Source organism: Streptomyces sp. NBC_00390, assembly GCF_036057275.1.
GTDB lineage: Bacteria > Actinomycetota > Actinomycetes > Streptomycetales > Streptomycetaceae > Streptomyces.
On sequence record NZ_CP107945.1, the window covers coordinates 6,198,662 to 6,215,396 of the forward strand.

At 70.3% G+C, this 16,735-nt stretch carries 15 protein-coding genes and 1 riboswitch; of the genes, 12 read left to right on the top strand and 3 right to left on the bottom strand.

The features are described 5' to 3' along the window. Nucleotides 1-99: 99 nt before the first annotated feature. The 6 genes from ctaE to OHS70_RS27385 all read left to right on the top strand — a co-directional run bounded on the left by ctaE (nt 100) and on the right by OHS70_RS27385 (nt 7,445). Nucleotides 100-720: an aa3-type cytochrome oxidase subunit III gene (gene ctaE / locus OHS70_RS27360; protein ID WP_328401558.1), complete on the top strand. Its 621-nt coding sequence runs from the start codon at nt 100-102 to the stop codon at nt 718-720. A gap of 81 nt (nt 721-801) precedes the next feature. Continuing rightward, nucleotides 802-1,611, top strand: coding sequence for a cytochrome bc1 complex diheme cytochrome c subunit (gene qcrC / locus OHS70_RS27365; RefSeq protein WP_328401560.1), 810 nt, complete (start codon nt 802-804; stop codon nt 1,609-1,611). Next, a complete protein-coding gene (qcrA, locus tag OHS70_RS27370; RefSeq protein ID WP_328401562.1) occupies nt 1,608-2,684 on the top strand; it encodes a cytochrome bc1 complex Rieske iron-sulfur subunit in 1,077 nt (358 codons plus the stop codon). Before qcrC ends, qcrA begins: the two co-directional genes overlap by 4 nt. Then, on the top strand, nt 2,681-4,306 hold the full coding sequence (gene qcrB, locus OHS70_RS27375) for a cytochrome bc1 complex cytochrome b subunit (protein WP_328401564.1): 1,626 nt from the start codon (nt 2,681-2,683) through the stop codon (nt 4,304-4,306). The genes qcrA and qcrB overlap by 4 nt, the downstream gene beginning before the upstream one ends. Before the next feature lie 122 nt (nt 4,307-4,428). Then, a complete protein-coding gene (gene trpD / locus OHS70_RS27380) occupies nt 4,429-5,493 on the top strand; it encodes an anthranilate phosphoribosyltransferase (protein ID WP_328401566.1) in 1,065 nt (354 codons plus the stop codon). A gap of 242 nt (nt 5,494-5,735) precedes the next feature. Beyond that, a riboswitch (SAM riboswitch) is annotated at nt 5,736-5,852 on the top strand. Nucleotides 5,853-6,047: 195 nt separating this feature from the next. Beyond that, nucleotides 6,048-7,445, top strand: a complete 1,398-nt coding sequence (locus tag OHS70_RS27385) for an aminotransferase class V-fold PLP-dependent enzyme (RefSeq protein WP_328401568.1) — start codon at nt 6,048-6,050, stop codon at nt 7,443-7,445. A 102-nt stretch (nt 7,446-7,547) separates the two neighbouring features. On the opposite strand, the gene OHS70_RS27390 is transcribed toward OHS70_RS27385, so the two are convergent. Together OHS70_RS27390 and OHS70_RS27395 are read right to left on the bottom strand one after the other, a co-directional pair. Then, on the bottom strand, nt 7,548-7,829 hold the full coding sequence (locus OHS70_RS27390) for an Lrp/AsnC family transcriptional regulator (RefSeq protein ID WP_328401570.1): 282 nt from the start codon (nt 7,827-7,829) through the stop codon (nt 7,548-7,550). Beyond that, nucleotides 7,826-8,548 (bottom strand): rhomboid family intramembrane serine protease, encoded by a 723-nt coding sequence (locus tag OHS70_RS27395; RefSeq protein ID WP_328401572.1) that lies wholly within the window; start codon nt 8,546-8,548, stop codon nt 7,826-7,828. The genes OHS70_RS27390 and OHS70_RS27395 overlap by 4 nt, the downstream gene beginning before the upstream one ends. Nucleotides 8,549-8,698: 150 nt before the next feature. Here OHS70_RS27395 and OHS70_RS27400 point away from each other — a divergent pair, with 150 nt between their 5' ends. From OHS70_RS27400 to OHS70_RS27420, 5 genes are all read left to right on the top strand, one after another. After that, nucleotides 8,699-8,941, top strand: a complete 243-nt coding sequence (locus OHS70_RS27400; RefSeq protein WP_328401574.1) for a hypothetical protein — start codon at nt 8,699-8,701, stop codon at nt 8,939-8,941. Nucleotides 8,942-8,990: 49 nt separating this feature from the next. Then, the gene (locus tag OHS70_RS27405; protein ID WP_328405932.1) at nt 8,991-10,355 is read left to right on the top strand and encodes an NYN domain-containing protein; all 1,365 of its coding nucleotides are present in this window, start codon (nt 8,991-8,993) and stop codon (nt 10,353-10,355) included. A 321-nt stretch (nt 10,356-10,676) separates the two neighbouring features. Beyond that, a complete protein-coding gene (locus tag OHS70_RS27410; RefSeq protein WP_328401576.1) occupies nt 10,677-11,702 on the top strand; it encodes a C40 family peptidase in 1,026 nt (341 codons plus the stop codon). Between the two features lie 200 nt (nt 11,703-11,902). Further along, nucleotides 11,903-12,934 carry a C40 family peptidase gene (locus tag OHS70_RS27415; RefSeq protein ID WP_328401578.1) on the top strand — a complete coding sequence of 344 codons (1,032 nt, stop codon included), beginning with the start codon at nt 11,903-11,905 and terminating at the stop codon, nt 12,932-12,934. 69 nt (nt 12,935-13,003) lie between these two features. Further along, nucleotides 13,004-14,245, top strand: coding sequence for a hypothetical protein (locus OHS70_RS27420; RefSeq protein ID WP_328401580.1), 1,242 nt, complete (start codon nt 13,004-13,006; stop codon nt 14,243-14,245). Here OHS70_RS27420 and OHS70_RS27425 read toward each other — a convergent pair. Then, complete coding sequence (locus OHS70_RS27425; protein ID WP_443062665.1) at nt 14,202-15,446, bottom strand: glycosyltransferase 87 family protein; 1,245 nt, start codon at nt 15,444-15,446, stop codon at nt 14,202-14,204. The two genes, OHS70_RS27420 and OHS70_RS27425, sit on opposite strands and share 44 nt — an antisense overlap. Nucleotides 15,447-15,541: 95 nt before the next feature. On the opposite strand from OHS70_RS27425, the gene OHS70_RS27430 reads away from it, so the two are divergent. Further along, on the top strand, nt 15,542-16,684 hold the full coding sequence (locus OHS70_RS27430) for a glycosyltransferase family 4 protein (protein WP_328401584.1): 1,143 nt from the start codon (nt 15,542-15,544) through the stop codon (nt 16,682-16,684). Nucleotides 16,685-16,735 lie beyond the last annotated feature (51 nt).

Genomic DNA, 16,735 nt, shown 5'->3' on the forward strand with positions numbered 1-16,735 from the left:
GTTCGGACAGGCCTTCGATGGGCCGTTCGGGCTGGACACGGACCAGGAACACACCGAACGGCACCCCCCGGAGTGAGGGCGGGATAAGCGACCGACATAATGTCGGTCGTGGCGACAGCAACGACAGTAGAAACCGGGCACGCGCACCCGACGGTCAATCGGCCGAACCTCACCAGTGTCGGAACCATCATCTGGTTGAGTTCCGAGCTGATGTTCTTCGCGGCCCTCTTCGCGATGTACTTCACCCTGCGATCGGTGACGGGTGCCGAGTACTGGACAGAGCAGGCTTCGTTCCTGAACTTCCCGTTCTCGGCGACCAACACCACGATCCTGGTGCTCTCCTCCCTCACCTGCCAGCTCGGCGTCTTCGCCGCGGAGCGAGGCGATGTGAAGAAGCTCAGGACGTGGTTCATCATCACCTTCGTGATGGGTGCCATCTTCATCGGCGGCCAGGTCTACGAGTACACCGAGCTGGTCAAGCACGAGGGGCTCTCCCTCTCGTCCGGCCCGTACGGCTCGGTGTTCTACCTGACCACCGGCTTCCACGGCCTGCATGTGACGGGCGGTCTCATCGCCTTCCTGCTGGTCCTCGGCCGCACCTACGCGGCCCGGCGATTCACCCACGAGCAGGCAACCGCCGCCATCGTCGTGTCCTACTACTGGCACTTCGTCGATGTCGTCTGGATCGGCCTCTTCGCCACGATCTACATGATCAAGTAATCGGCGCGGACGGCACCCGCCGTCTGAAGCAGACATAGTCCAGAAGCATCGACGCAGAAAATCCTGACACCGGGGTAATCCGTGAAAAAGCTCTCCGTACGACGACGCCATCCGCTGGCGGCGGTCGTCGTCCTACTCTTCGCGCTGGCGGCCACTGGGGGGCTGTACGCCGCGTTCGCACCCGCGGACAAGGCGCAGGCCGATGAGACCGCCCAGTCCCTCGCCATCAAGGAGGGCCAGAAGCTCTACACCGTCGGCTGCGCCAGCTGCCACGGTACGGGCGGTCAGGGAACCACCGACGGCCCGTCCCTGGTGGGCGTCGGCTCCGCAGCCGTCGACTTCCAGGTCGCCACCGGCCGTATGCCCGCCCAGCAGCCCGGCGCGCAGGTGCCGAAGAAGCCGGTCATCTACTCGCAGGCGCAGATCGACCAGCTCGCGGCGTACGTCGCCTCGCTCGGAGCCGGTCCGATCACGCCGACCGAGAAGCAGTACAACCCGGCGGGCGCGAACATCGCCAAGGGTGGCGAGCTGTTCCGCAACAACTGCGCCCAGTGCCACAACTTCACCGGTGAAGGCGGCGCGCTGACCGACGGCAAGTACGCCCCGAGCCTGGACGGCGTCAGCCCGAAGCACCTCTTCGAGGCCATGCAGACCGGCCCGCAGAACATGCCGTCCTTCCCGGACACCACGCTGCCCGAGCAGGAGAAGCGCGACATCATCGCGTACGTCAAGACCGTGAACAGTGACGAGACCCCAACCCCCGGCGGCTTCGCGCTGGGCGGCATCGGCCCCGTGGCCGAGGGTCTGTTCGGCTGGATCTTCGGTCTCGGCTCGCTGATCGCTGTTGCCATCTGGGTCGCGGCCCACACCGCTAAGGCCAAGAAGTCATGAGTAGCCAAGAGATTCCAGACGAGAACCTGCCCGCAGAGCAGGACGCCGCGCACGGCGCGGCCCACGGCGGCGCTGCCGTAGCCCAGCGCACGGAGGACTCCCCGTTCGCCGACCCGGGACTGCCGGCTCACAAGCCGCGCATCCAGGACATCGACGAGCGTGCCGCGAGGCGCTCCGAGCGTGCCGTTGCCTTCATGTTCACGCTGTCGATGCTGGCCACGATCGGCTTCATCGCCTCGTTCGTGACCATCGGCGTCGACACGATCGTGTACATCTGGCCGCTCGGTCACATCAGCGCGCTGAACTTCGCGCTGGGTACGACGCTTGGCATCGCGCTCTTCTGCATCGGCGCGGGCGCGGTCCACTGGGCCCGCACCCTGATGTCCGACGTGGAGACCCCGGACGACCGCCACCCGATCGAGGCCGACCCCGAGGTCAAGGCCAAGGTCATGGCCGACTTCGCCGACGGTGCCGCGGATTCCGCCATCGGCCGGCGCAAGCTCATCCGCAACACCATGTTCGGGGCGCTGGCCATGGTGCCGCTCTCCGGTGTGGTGCTGCTGCGCGAGCTCGGTCCGCTGCCGGAGAACAAGCTCCGCAAGACCCTGTGGGCCAAGGGCAAAGAGCTCATCAACATGAACACGAACGAGCCGCTGCGCCCCGAGGACGTCGTGGTCGGTTCGCTCACCTTCGTCATGCCCGAGGGCCTGGAGGAGTCCAGCCACGACTTCAACAACCAGATCGCCAAGGCTGCCGTGATGGTCGTCCGCATCCAGCCGGAGGACATCAAGGACAAGCAAGAGCTGGAGTGGTCGGTCGACGGCATCGTGGCCTTCTCCAAGATCTGCACCCATGTCGGCTGCCCGATCAGCCTGTACGAGCAGCAGACGCACCACGTCCTCTGCCCGTGCCACCAGTCCACCTTCGACCTCTCCGACGGCGCCCGCGTCATCTTCGGTCCGGCCGGTCACCCGCTTCCGCAGCTGCAGATCGGCGTCAACGCCGAAGGCAACCTCGAGGCGCTGGGCGACTTCGAAGAGCCCGTCGGTCCTGCCTTCTGGGAGCGCGGATGAGTACTGCAACAGACACGAAGAAGAAGGCGCCCGCCGGCGAGCGGGTGGCCGACTGGGCGGACGGCCGGCTCGGGATCTACTCCCTGGCCAAGGCCAACATGCGGAAGATCTTCCCGGACCACTGGTCGTTCATGCTCGGCGAGATCGCGCTCTACAGCTTCATCATCATCATCCTCACGGGTGTGTATCTGACGCTGTTCTTCCACCCGAGCATGAACGAGGTCGAGTACCACGGCTCGTACGTGCCGATGCAGGGCATCCGCATGACCGAGGCCTACGCCTCGACCCTGCACATCAGCTTCGACGTCCGCGGCGGTCTGCTCATCCGGCAGATCCACCACTGGGCCGCGCTGATCTTCCTCGCCGCGATGTTCGTGCACATGATGCGCGTCTTCTTCACCGGCGCGTTCCGCAAGCCGCGTGAGATCAACTGGCTGTTCGGCTTCCTGCTGTTCGTCCTCGGCATGTTCACCGGCTTCACCGGCTACTCGCTCCCCGACGACCTGCTGTCCGGCACGGGTGTCCGCTTCACCCAGGGCGCGATCCTGGCCACGCCGATCGTCGGCACGTATCTGTCGTTCTTCCTGTTCGGCGGCGAGTTCCCCGGCCACGAGATGGTGGCCCGGTTCTACTCGATCCACATCCTGCTGCTGCCGGGCATCATGCTCGGCCTCGTGGTGGCGCACCTGATCCTGGTCTTCTACCACAAGCACACGCAGTGGGCGGGTCCCGGCAAGACGAACAAGAACGTGGTCGGCATGCCCCTGCTGCCGGTCTACATGGCCAAGGCCGGAGGTTTCTTCTTCCTGGTCTTCGGTGTCATCGCGTTCATCGCGGCGACCTTCACGATCAACCCGGTGTGGGCGCTCGGCCCGTACCGCCCGGACATGGTGTCCACCGGTGCCCAGCCCGACTGGTACATGGGCTTCGCCGAGGGTCTGGTCCGTGTGATGCCTGGCTGGGAGATCAATCTGTGGGGCCACACCCTCGTCCTGGGTGTGTTCATCCCGCTGGTGGTCTTCGGTCTGGTCCTCGGAGCGATCGCGGTCTACCCGTTCATCGAGTCCTGGATCACCGGCGACAAGCGCGAGCACCACATCCTGGACCGGCCGCGCAACGCGCCGACCCGGACCGCGCTGGGTGTCGCCTGGGTCACCGGCTACGTGATCATGCTGTTGGGTGGCGGTAACGACATCTTCGCCACGCACTTCAACATGTCGATCAACGCGATCACCTGGTTCGTCCGCATCACCTACTTCGTCGTACCGGTCCTCGCGTTCATCCTCACCAAGCGGATCTGCCTGGGCCTGCAGCGTCGCGACAAGGACAAGGTGCTGCACGGTCGCGAGACCGGCATCATCAAGCGCCTGCCGCACGGTGAGTTCGTCGAGATCCACGAGCCGCTCTCGCAGGGCGACCTGTACAAGCTCACCGCGCACGAGCAGTACAAGCCGGCCGAGATCGGCCCGACGGTCGACGAGAACGGCGTCGAGCGCAAGGTGAAGCGTTCCGAGAAGCTGCGCGCCAAGCTCAGCAAGGGCTACTACGGCGAGGAGAACCAGATCGCCAAGCCCACCGCCGAGGAGTACAAGGAGATCACCAGCGGCCACGGCCACCACTGATCACCTGACCTGAAGGTCGCCACAGCTGGAGCCCCGTCCATTCGTCGGACGGGGCTCTTCGCTGTGCCCGCACCTGGATAGGGTGGACCCATCCCTATCGGCTGTGGACCCTGGAGCGGACCATGAACGTTGTGACCCCGGTCGGCGGCAACAGCGTGGCGGACCACTCCTGGCCCGGCGTGCTGAACGCACTCCTCGACAACCGTGACCAGAGCGCGGACGCCACCGCATGGGCGATGGACCGCATCCTCAGCGGCGAGGCCACCAACGCGCAGATCGCCGCTTTCGTGGTCGCGCTGCGCGCCAAGGGCGAGACGGTCGACGAGATCACCGGCCTCGTGCGGACCATGTACGCGCACGCCAACCTGATCGAGGTGCCAGGCCCCAGCGTCGACATCGTCGGCACCGGCGGCGACGGGGCCAAGACGGTGAACATCTCCACGATGTCGGCGATCGTCGTCGCCGGTACGGGCGCGAAGGTCGTCAAGCACGGAAACCGCGCGGCCTCGTCCGCGAGCGGCGCCTCCGACGTCCTGGAGAAGCTCGGGGTCAATCTGGAGCTCACCCCGCGGCGCGTCGCCGAGGTCGCCGAGGAAGCCGGCATCACCTTCTGCTTCGCGGTCAAGTTCCACCCGGCGCTGCGGCATGTGGCGGCCACCCGCAAGGAGGTGGGCATCCGCACCGTGTTCAACTTCCTCGGTCCGCTCACCAACCCGGCGCGGGTCAAGGCCCAGGCGACCGGTGTCGCGGACGCCCGGATGGCGCCGATCCTGGCCGGTGTACTGGCCGAACGGGGCTCGTCCGCGCTGGTCTTCCGCGGCGACGACGGTCTGGACGAGCTGACCACCACCGCCACGTCCAAGGTGTGGGTGGTACGGGACGGCGCGGTGCGCGAGGAGGCCTTCGACCCGCGCGACGTGGGCATCGACCTGGTGCCCGTGGAGGCGTTGCGCGGCGCGGACGCCTCGTACAACGCGGATGTCGCGCGGCGGCTGCTCGGCGGCGAGACCGGTCCGGTCCGCGAAGCGGTGCTGCTGAACGCGGCGGCCGCGCTGGTGGCCCTGGAGCCGGGCGACGGCCCGCTCGCGCAGCAGCTGCGGGCCGGCATGGACAAGGCGGCCGTGTCCATCGACTCGGGAGCGGCCAAGGCCGCACTGGACCGCTGGGTCTCCGTGAGCAACGCCTGAGCCCTGTCCGGGCGATCTTCGAGGATCGGCCGGCGGCGGATGCCTGGGGTCTCCCCGGGCCCGCCGGGGCCGAGGCCGCGGGAGGTCGCCCTCGTACTGGACGTACTTGGGCGACTTCGACAACACAGTGAGGTGTCGCAGGGCCTGGCGGCGGACGCCGCCGTGGGCTGCCGTCCCCTGGCCGTCCCGGAATCCGGACACGGGTTGCGGGACGGCGATCACGTCGCGTAGTTTCTTCGGCAGGTCATGAGTGACAGCGACGAGGCCCCGGCCCGCTGTCCGGCAACCCTCCGTCCGTGGCGGGGTGCCCCGGGTGAAGACCAGGTCGCAGGCAGCGAGGTCTGTGGCAAGCGCGGACCCCTGGACATCGTCGGATGTCACAGCCCCGGGGTCCTGGTCCTCAAGGGAGCAGTCTCGTGAGCAAGCGAATGCGATAGGGCGCGTAGCCCCTTCTTCAGCACACCCTCCGCACGGTCGTGTCCGTGCGTTGAGGCACACCCGTGATCCGGGTGTTCTTGAAGCCGATTCGCCTTTTCCTGCCGGGAGATACCGCCATGTCCGCATGCCCGAACGCCGCCGTTGCCACCCCTGACGCCGTTGCCGACCCCTGCTGTGCCGCCCCGCTCCCGGTCCTCGGCCGGGACGTCACCGTTCCGCTGGTGACCGGCGGCGAAGCCGTCTACGCCGCCCTCGACTACGCGGCGAGCGCACCCGCGTTGCAGCGCGTGTGGGACGACGTGGCCGCGTACGCCCCGTACTACGGCAGCGTGCACCGTGGCGCCGGCTACCTCTCGCAGCTGTCCACGGACCTGTTCGAGAACAGCCGGGCGACCGTCCACGACTTCCTCGACTGCCGCGACGGCGATCAGGTCGTCTTCACCCGCTCCACCACCGACTCGCTGAACCTGCTCGCCTCCGTGCTCCCCGCCGGCTGCCGGGTGTTCGTCTTCGAGACCGAGCACCACGCCTCCCTGCTGCCCTGGCGTCAGGCCCAGGTGACCTTCCTGGACGCGCCGCGCACTCCCGAAGAGGCCGTCACCACCCTGGAGCGGGCGCTCGCCGACCGGACCGCATCCGCTCAGGACACGGACGGGCCCGCCCTGGTCTGCGTCACCGGCGCGTCCAATGTGACCGGTGAACTGTGGCCGGTGAAGGAGCTCGCGGCCGTGGCTCACGCCCACGGCGCCCGGATCGTCCTCGACGCCGCCCAGCTCGCGCCCCACCACCCCGTGTCGGTACGGGAGTTGGATGTGGACTGGGTCGCCTTCTCCGGGCACAAGCTGTACGCGCCGTTCGGCTCCGGCGTGCTCGCCGGGCGCGCGGACTGGCTGCGGGAGGCGGAGCCGTACCTCGCGGGAGGCGGTGCCTCGCGCACGGTCGCGCGGGGCACGGACGGCGGCGTGGACGTCGAGTGGCACACCACGGCCGCGCGCCACGAGGCCGGTTCGCCGAACGTCATCGGCGTCTACTCCATCGCATCGGCGTGCAGGGCGCTGACCGAAGCGGGCTTCGACGCGCTGGTGGCACGGGAGCAGCAGCTGATCGCAACGGTGCGGGAGGGGCTGGCCGAGGTGCCCGAGGTGCGGGTGCTCTCCCTGTTCGGCGCCGATGCCCCGCGCGTCGGCGTCATCTCGTTCGTCGTCGACGGCTGGAACAGCTCGCACTTCGCGGCGGCGCTGTCGGCCGAGTACGGCATCGGGGTGCGCGACGGCCTGTTCTGCGCCCACCCCCTCGTGCGTACGCTCCTGGGCGGTGAGACCGAGGACCCGGGCGAGTGCGGCGCCCCCGAGGCGGCCGGGGGGCGGTCGCTGAACGCGATCCGCGTCAGCTTCGGCGCGGGGACGCCGGACGAGCATGTCGAACGCTTCGTCCGGGCGGTGCGGGAGCTGGTGCGCGAGGGTGCGAAGTGGACGTACCGCACGGAGGACGGCCGCTGCGTCCCGGCCGTGTGACGCTCGGGGCTGCCCCGGATCCGACGAGCCCGCGCCTTCGGCGCGGGCTCGCTGTCGTCGCGCCACTGCGGGGCGGGTGCTCGCCCCGCAGTGCGCGAGGCGTCAGGCGTCCAGGCCGATGGCGAACGCCGCCTCCAGGTCGTGCTGGGAGTAGGTGCGGAACGCGACATGCGTGTCGGTGGCCTCGACGCCCGGGATCTTGCTGATGCTGCCCGGGATGACGTCCGCCAGGTCGTCGTGCTTGGCCACACGGACCATGGCGATCAGGTCGTACGTGCCGGTCACCGAGAAGACCTCGCTGACGCTGTCCAGCGCGGCGATCGACTCGGCGATCTCGGGGATGCGGTCCACGCTGGTCTTGATGAGCACGATCGCGGTGATCACGGTTGGCGTTCTCCCTCGGTGGCCGCTGCTTGGGCCTTCACTCTAGTCCCACTGCGGAACCGGCCCCAGGCGAAGAGAAAGCCCGCCGAGAACCCCACCAGATGTGCCAGATAGGCGACCCCGGGCCCGCTGCCCGCGTTCCTCGCGGCCAGCCACTGGAGCCCGAACCAGAAGATCAGCACGACCCAGGCGGGGAACCGCAGCGGCAGGAAGAACAGAAACGGGAAGAGGCTGGTGACGCGGGCCTTCGGAAAGAGGAACAGGAAGGCGCCGAGCACGCCCGAGATCGCCCCGGACGCCCCCACCAGGGTCTGCGCCGAATCGGCGTTGACGGCCGCGTACACCAGCAGGGCGAGATAGCCGGTGCCCAGATAGAACAGGGCGAACTGCAGCCGGCCCATCCGCTCCTCGGCCATCGCGCCGAAGACGAAGAGAAACAGCATGTTCCCCAGCAGATGCAGCCAGCTGCCGTGGACGAACAGGGCCGTGAGCGGGGTGAGCAGGGCGTGCGGGGAGCGTTTCAGCAGTTCGGCCGGGATCACGCCCCACTGCTCGAAGTACGCGCTCTGTGCGACGAGTAAACGGTCGCCCGTGCCGTACACCGGATTGAGTCCGGAGACCGGGCTGACGAGGAAGACCGCGCAGCAGACGGCGATCGCGCCGTAGGTCACGGCGGGCCCCTTGGCCGTGTTCCGGATCGCACCCCACCAATCGATCACGGACAGATCATGCCGTAGGTGGACCGACCGGCACAGAGTGCCTCGCCGCGACACCGGGTACCCGCGAGGCCGTAGGGTTACGGGCAGTACATCCGCAGTTCGACGGCGCACCGCGGCACCCGCATCCGCACCACGAAGAAGGACGGCACGATGACGACGGTTCCCTCGCCGACCCCCGAGACCCGGTGGCGCTGCACACTGTGCGGCAACCTGACCCGCTTCGATGTCACGCGCTCGTCGAAGGTCGTCGAGTACGTGCATCTGGACCTGGCCGGGGAATCGAAGGTGGAGGAGCGCGAGGTGGTCAGTGAGACCATCGAATCGGTCCGCTGCCGCTGGTGCAACGCGGTGGATCAGATCGAACTGGTGGACAGGCCGGGCGCGGCTTCCTGAGCAGCGGCCCGGGCAGCGGGCAGACGACAGGCAGTAGGGGTGACGGATGGTGGAGCAGCCACACAGCGGCGCTGAGCCGGCCGATGCGGCCGGTGGCGCTGCCGAGGCGCTCGACCGCCCGCTGCCGGAAAGTGTGCGGCGGCGGGTCGTCGCCCTGGTCTCGGACGCGTTCGGCGGCCTGACGGTGGCCGAACTGCCGTCCCAATTGCGGCAGTACGCCCGTTTCACCCCCACCCGGCGCGCCAAGTTCGCCGGCAATGCGATGGCCGCCGCGCTGGAGAGCGACCCGGTCTTCCGCCAGCGCATCGGCGAGCGGATCGGAAAAGCCCAGCCCGAGCTGGCCGAGGCGCTCGAGTCCGGACCCCCTCCCGCGGCAGCCGATCCCGTCGATGTGGCGGCCGCGGCCTATGTCCTGCGTCCCGTCGGGTGGGTGAAACTGGTCGCCGCCGCGGGCGAGGAGGCCCAGCGCGCCGACGCCGAGCGCGCCGACGAAGAGGGCCGGCGCGAGCTGGAGCGGCTGCGCGCGGAGCTCGCCGAGGCGCGCGGCCAGATCAGGAGCGAGACCGAGGGGCTGCGTGCCGAACTGGACGCCGCCCGCAAGGAAGCCGAGTCGCTGCACCGCAAACTGCGCAGCGCCCAGGCCGATGTGAAGCGCGGTGAGGCCGCCCTGCGTCGTACGGCGGGCGAGACCGACGCGATCAAGGCGCAGGCCGCCGCCCAGGTGTCGGCCGCCGAGAGCGAGAGCCGGCGGCTCAAGGCGCGGCTGGCAGAGGCGGAGGCCGCGGTCGAGGCGGGCCGCCGGGCCGCCCGTGAGGGGCGTTCCATCGAGGACATGCGGCTGCGGCTGCTGCTGGACACGGTCCTGGACGCGGCCCAGGGGCTGCGTCGCGAGCTGGCGCTGCCGCCGGCCGGGATCCATCCGGCGGACACCGTGGACGCCGTGGAGCCCGGCAGGATGTCGCCCAAGGACATCGCGGCACGGGCCCTGTCCGAGACCGATCCGGCCCTGCTCGACCAGCTGCTCGCACTGCCCCAGGCGCATCTGGTGATCGACGGCTACAACGTCACCAAGACCGGCTATCCGACGATGCCGCTGGAGAAGCAGCGGCTGCGGCTGCTGGGCGGTCTTTCCGTGCTCGCCGCCCAGACCGGCGCGGAGATCACCTGCGTGTTCGACGGCGCGGAGCTGGCCGCTCCGGTGCTGCTGGCGCCGCCGCGCGGAGTGCGGGTGCTGTTCTCCAAGCCGGGGGTGACCGCGGACGAGCTGATCCGTCAGCTGGTGCGGGCCGAGCCGCCCGGCCGGCCGGTGGTGGTGGTCTCCACCGACCGTGAGGTCGCCGACGGAGTGGCCAAGGCGGGCGCCCGCCCGGTCGCGTCCGCATTGCTGCTGAAGCGGCTTTCGCGGCTCTCGTAACTCCCGTCATATATGCCCGAATTTGTGCCATCGCGAGTGGGACGTTGCGTCAAGTGACCATTACTACGCGTGTGATGCAAGTAAAGAATGCGCGTGGCGGGCAAGAATTTTCTCGTGAGGATTTGAACTGATCACAAGAAGGTCACTAAGGTCTGGCCTCGAACCTTCGCGCGGTTGATCGCCCATCCGGGGCGACAGCGAAGGCACCGCCGAGTTCGCGTAGTTCGCCCCTTTTTCCCCCGGGGGATCCGACGCGCGGACGCCGGGGATTGAACCCCCCACAGCCCGGTAGGCGGCTCGAGGAAGAAGGAGCTCGCCTTCGTGGCGTCCCACCGTCGACCCAAGCAGCCGAGCCGCACCCGCGTGACCGTGCTCACCGCGACCGCCGCTGCGGCTGTCGCCCTGACCGCCCAGACCGCCCAGGCCGAACCGAAGCCGAGCAAGAGCGAGGTCAAGGAGAAGGTCGACAAGCTCTACGAAGAGGCGGAGAAGGCCACCGAGAAGTACAACGGGGCCAAGGAGCAGCAGGAGAAGCTCGACAAGCAGATCGACGCGCTGCAGGACAAGGTCGCGCGAGGTCAGGAAGAGCTCAACACCCTGCGGGACAGTCTCGGTTCGGTCGCGAGCGCCCAGTACCGCACCGGCGGCATCGACCCCTCCGTGCAGCTCTTCCTCTCCGGCGACCCGGACACCTACCTCGACAAGGCCTCGGCCCTCGACCAGCTCGGTGCCAAGCAGACCGAGGCGATCCAGGAGATCCAGGCCAAGCAGCGCACCCTCGCGCAGCAGCGCCAGGAGGCCAAGGAGAAGCTCGGCGACCTCGCGGACACCCGCAAGGAGCTCGGCGACAAGAAGAAGGAAGTCCAGAACAAGCTCGCCGCCGCGCAGAAGCTGCTGAACTCCCTCACCGCGGCGGAGCGGGCCGCGCTCTCCGCCGACGACTCCCGTGCCAACCGCGCCAGTTCGCGAGCGGACCTCGGCAACGCCGTCCCCGCCTCGCAGCGCGCAGCTGCCGCGTTCTCCGCCGCCCAGTCCAAGATCGGCTCGCCGTACGTGTACGGCGCCTCCGGCCCGAGCTCCTTCGACTGCTCCGGCCTCACCTCCTGGGCGTACGCGCAGGCCGGTGTCTCCATACCGCGGACCTCCCAGTCCCAGGCCAACATCGGCACCCGCATCTCCTCGCAGAGCGCCCTCCAGCAGGGTGACCTGGTGTTCTTCTACGGTGACCTGCACCACGTGGGCTTCTACGCCGGCAACGGCCAGGTGCTGCACGCGCCCAAGCCCGGTGCGAGCGTGCGCTACGAGTCGATCAACAACATGCCGTACATGTTCGGCGTGCGTGTCTGACGAATCGTTCGGAAGGCGTTCACGCCCGCCCGAACGGGGGAATTCGGTCAGACCCTGCTGACGACGCGCCCCGCCGGTGACCTGTGGTCTCCGGCGGGGCGTCACTTTGTGTGCCCGGTGCGCTCTTTGGCCGCCGCGTGGTCGCCCGGTTACTCTCTGCCGCGCACTGTCACCAGTACCTGCGGAAGGGAGCGCGGCCTGTGGTGTCCCATCGCCGACCCGCACAGTCCGGCCTCACCCGAGGGGCCCGGGTCACTGTCCTGTCCGCCGCGGCGGCAACGGCCGCGGCGGCGTTCGGCGCCGCACCCGCCGGCGCCGACCCGCGGGACTCCGCGGCAGCCACCCGCGCCAGGCTCGACCGGCTCTTCGAGGAGGCGGAGCGGGCCACCGAGCGCTTCAACAGGGCCGGCGAGCGCGTGACGCAGCTGCGCGAGGAGGTCGAGCACGCCCAGGACCGCGTCGCCCGCGGCCAGGAGCGCATCAACGGCATGCGGGACATGCTGGGTTCGGTGGCCGGTGCCCAGTACCGCTCCAGCGGGATGGACCCGGCCCTCGCCCTGCTGCTCTCCGAGAACCCTGACAGCTACCTGGAGGCGGCGCAGACCCTGGACCGCATCACCGAGCGCCAGGCCACCGCGCTGCGCGATCTGCGGCGGGCACAGCGCGACCTCGGGCAGGAGCGCGCCGAGGCCTCGCGCGATCTGCTGGAGCTGGAGCGCAGCCGTGCCGCTGTGGCACGGCACAAACGCGCCGTGGAGCGCAAGCTGGGCGAGGCCCGCCGACTGCTGAACTCCCTGCCGGACGCCGAGCGGGCGGCGTTCGACCGCGCCTCCCGGTCGGGCCGCGACCTGATGCTGCCCGACGTGCCGGGCCTGGGGCCCGGTTCCCCGCACGCCGGCGCCGCGGTGCTGTCGGCCCGTAGCGCCATCGGCCGGCCGTACGTGTGGGGGGCCAGCGGTCCCTCCGGCTTCGACTGCTCGGGGCTTGTCCAGTGGTCGTACGCCCAGGCCGGCGTGGGCCTGCCGCGTACCTCGCAGGCGCAGGCGAACGCCGGCCGGCGGGTGCCGCTGTCCGAGGCCCGGCCGGGTGACATCGTCACGTACCGTAGCGACGCCAGCCATGTCGCCCTGTACGTCGGCAACGGCCGGGTGGTGCACGCGCCCTATCCGGGGGCCTCCGTCCGCTACGACCCGGTCGGCATGATGCCCGTCCACGCCGTCACCCGGGTCTGAACCGCCCCGCGGGCCGGACCCCGCCGCTTTCCCCGCCCCTTCACCCGCGTGTTCCGTACGATCGGCAGGGTGGCAGGTCAGAGGCACGCACGGCGCACCAGGCGCGCGGCGATACGGCGTACGGCGGGACTCGGTCTCGCCGCGCTGCTGCTGGTGTCCGGCTGCACCGCCGCCCCCGACCGGGCGGACACCACGCTGCGGGGCATCCAGGAGACGCTGGACGACCGCGCCAACGCCGTGCTCCGCCATGACCTGGACGGGTATCTGGCCGCTCTCGACCCGGCGGCGGCCACGCTGCGCGCCCGGCAGCGCAAGGAGTTCGACCAGCTCGAGGACGTGCCGCTGAGCACCTGGGAGTACCGCATCAAGGGCGTGCGCCACCAGGGCACGCGCGCCGTCGCCGACACCGAGCTGCGCTACCGGTTCGCCGGCTACGACTCCGCCCCGGTGACCACCTCGCGCACGCTGGAGCTGCGTGCGGACGGCGGCCGCTGGTACGTCACATCCGACCGCGCGGGCACCGGCAGCTCCCAGCAGCTGTGGCAGCAGGGCGATGTCCAGGTGGTACGGGGCAGCCGCAGCCTCGTCCTCGGCGTGGGCCAGGACGGCAGGCATCTGCGCGCCCTCGCGGCGGCCGCGGATCGCGCCGTGCCCGCCGTCTCGGCCGCCTGGCCCTCGAAGTGGATCCGCCGGGTCGTCGTGCTCGTGCCCTCGTCCGTGGAGGCCATGGGCAGGCTGCTGGGCGCCCCGGCGGCGGGGTACCGGGGCATCGCCGCGGTCACCACCGGGGAGAGGGGACCCTCCGGAGCCTCGTCGGCCGATCGGGTGATCGTCAACCCGGACGCGTACGCGGCGCTCGGCGAGTTCGGCCGGCGGGTCGTCCTGACGCATGAGACCACCCATGTCGCCACCCGGGCGCACACGTCCGCCGCCACACCCATGTGGCTCTCCGAAGGCTTCGCGGACTGGGCCGCCTACCGCGGCGTCGGCCGCTCCGCCGGCGAGAGCGCCCCGGACCTGCGGGACGCGGTCCGGGGCGGTGATGTTCCCGCGGAGCTGCCGTCCGACGAGGAGTTCGCCTTCGGCGGGGACGCCAAGGCCCTGGCGCGCGCGTACGAGGGCGGCTGGCTGGCCTGCGAGCTGATCGCCGACCGCTGGGGCGAAGAGGCGCTCACGGCGTTCTACACGTCCGTGGGGGGCGCCGAGCACCGGGACGGCTCGGTGGAGAGGGCGCTGGGTGAAGTGCTGGGCACGACGCTGCAGGAGTTCACCTCGCTGTGGCGGGACTATCTGCACGAGCGGCTGGACTGACGACTTGCGGGGGGCCGGGGACCGTCCGGCGCCACAGCCGTGCGCACGCGATCAGCGCCGCGGCGACCAGCAGCCCGTTGCGCAGCACGAGCAGCAGCACCCCGAGCGCATCGCTCGCCACCACATGGCCGAACCACACCGGGAACTCCAGCAGTGTGACCGCGCTCGCGGCCAGCACCAGGCGTGCCGGCCGCACCATCGGGCTCTCCGCGTGGACCAGGCACACCGCGGCCAGGCCCACCAGCCAGACCAGGTACTGCGGGCTGATCACCCGGCTGGTGACGGTGAACAGCAGCACGGCGGCGAAGGCCGCGTCGCACACCGTGCCGGGCCCGGCCCCGCGCGCCCGCAGCCGCCACACGGCCAGCCACAGGAACGAGACCACCGAGAGCCCCAGCGCGACCGAGCCGGCGAGCGGCACGTACGGGCCGCTGAACTCGACCGACCCGTAGCTGAGCACCACCTGCCCCGGCCAGCCGAAGTGCCGCGCCACATGGAAGACCAGCGCACCCAGGGACTCGACCTCCGTGCCGCGGTCGCGCTGGAAGGTGAGAAAGGCCAGCCCGCCCGGCATCGCAGCGCACAGCAGCAAGGTGAGCCCGCCCGCCGCTGCCGCCGCGGCCGTCCAGGAGCGCCGGGTCGTGAGCCCGCGCGCGGTGCCCACGAGCAGCAGCAGCGGCCAGACCTTCAGCAGTGCCCCGAGACCGGCCAGCGCCCCGAGCACGCGGGGCCGGCGGGCTCCGGCGAGGAGCGCGGCCACCGCCACGGCGGTCACCATCACGTCGTAGCGGGCGTACACGGTCGGGCCGAGGAGCGGCAGGCCCACGATCCAGGTCCAGCGGGCGCGCCCGCCGCCGTGGCGTTCCGCGTGCCGCAGCATGCACAGGACCAGCAGATCGCACAGCAGGGCGAGGACGAAGAAGGCGGCCGGATAGGGCAGGAACGGCAGCAGGGCGGGGGAGCCGATGGCGAGAGCGGCGCCGGGCGGGTACTGCCAGGTGACGTCGTCCAGCGGATACGTACCGGCCCTGAGCACCTCGTACCAGCCCTGGTAGATCACCGAGACATCGAGGGTGACGTCCGGGCCCGGGACCGTGACCGCATTGAAGACGCAGAGCAGCAGGGCGGTCCTGGTGAGGAGCCAGGCGAGGATCCACAGGCGGCCGGGGGACCGCGCGCCGGCTGCGTCCGCCATGAGCATCGCATCCGTTCCGTACGGGATCGGTGGGTGCCCATGATGCCGGTCGGGGAAGGCCGGGAGCGGTGAGGCGGGGCCGTTCGGTACTGTCGTCGGCGATGCACAAGACCTTGATCGTGACCAACGACTTCCCGCCGCGGCCCGGCGGCATCCAGGCGTTCCTGCACAACATGGCGCTGCGGCTGGACCCGGATCGGATCGTCGTCTACGCCTCCACCTGGAAGCACAGCAGCGAAGGCATCGAGGCGACCGCGGCCTTCGACGCCGAGCAGCCGTTCACCGTCGTGCGGGACCGCACCACGATGCTGCTCCCGACGCCGCGCGTCACCCGCCGGGCGGTGGACCTGCTGCGCGAGCACGGGTGCGAGTCCGTGTGGTTCGGGGCGGCGGCCCCGCTCGGGCTGATGGGGCCCGCGCTGCGCAAGGCGGGCGCACGGCGGCTGGTGGCCACGACGCACGGCCATGAGGCGGGCTGGGCGCAGCTGCCCGTGTCCCGGCAGCTGGTGCGCCGGATAGGCGAGGGCACGGACACGATCACCTACCTGGGCGAGTACACGCGTTCGCGTATCGCCGCGGCCCTGACCCCGGCGGCGGCCGGGCGCATGGTCCAGCTGCCGCCCGGTGTGGACGAGAAGACCTTCCACTCCGGTTCGGGCGGCGACGAGATCCGCAGCAGGCTCGGGCTGAGCGACCGGCCGGTCGTGGTGTGCGTGTCGCGGCTGGTGCCGCGCAAGGGGCAGGACACCCTGATCCTCGCGATGCCCGCAATCCTGGCGCGGGTGCCCGACGCGGTGCTGCTGATCGTGGGCGGCGGTCCGTACGAGAAGGACCTGCGCGCGCTCGCCGACAGCACCGGGGTCGCCGGGTCCGTGCACTTCACCGGGGCCGTGCCCTGGGCGGAGCTGCCGGCGCACTTCGGGGCGGGCGATGTGTTCGCCATGCCGTGCCGCACCCGCAGGGGCGGACTGGACGTCGAGGGCCTCGGCATCGTGTACCTGGAGGCGTCGGCGACCGGGCTGCCGGTGGTGGCAGGCGACTCGGGCGGAGCGCCGGACGCCGTGCTCGACGGTGAGACGGGCTGGGTGGTGGCCGGCGGCAACGAGGCGGCGGCCGCCGAGCGGATCGTGACGCTGCTCGAGGACCCGGACCTGCGACGGCGGATGGGGGAGCGCGGCCGGGCCTGGGTCGAGGAGAAGTGGCGCTGGGACCTGCTGGCGGAGAAGCTCAGAACGCTGCTCTGACCCGTCCCGGGCCGGGCACCTGAACACTTCCCTGAGCTGCGTCAACACTTT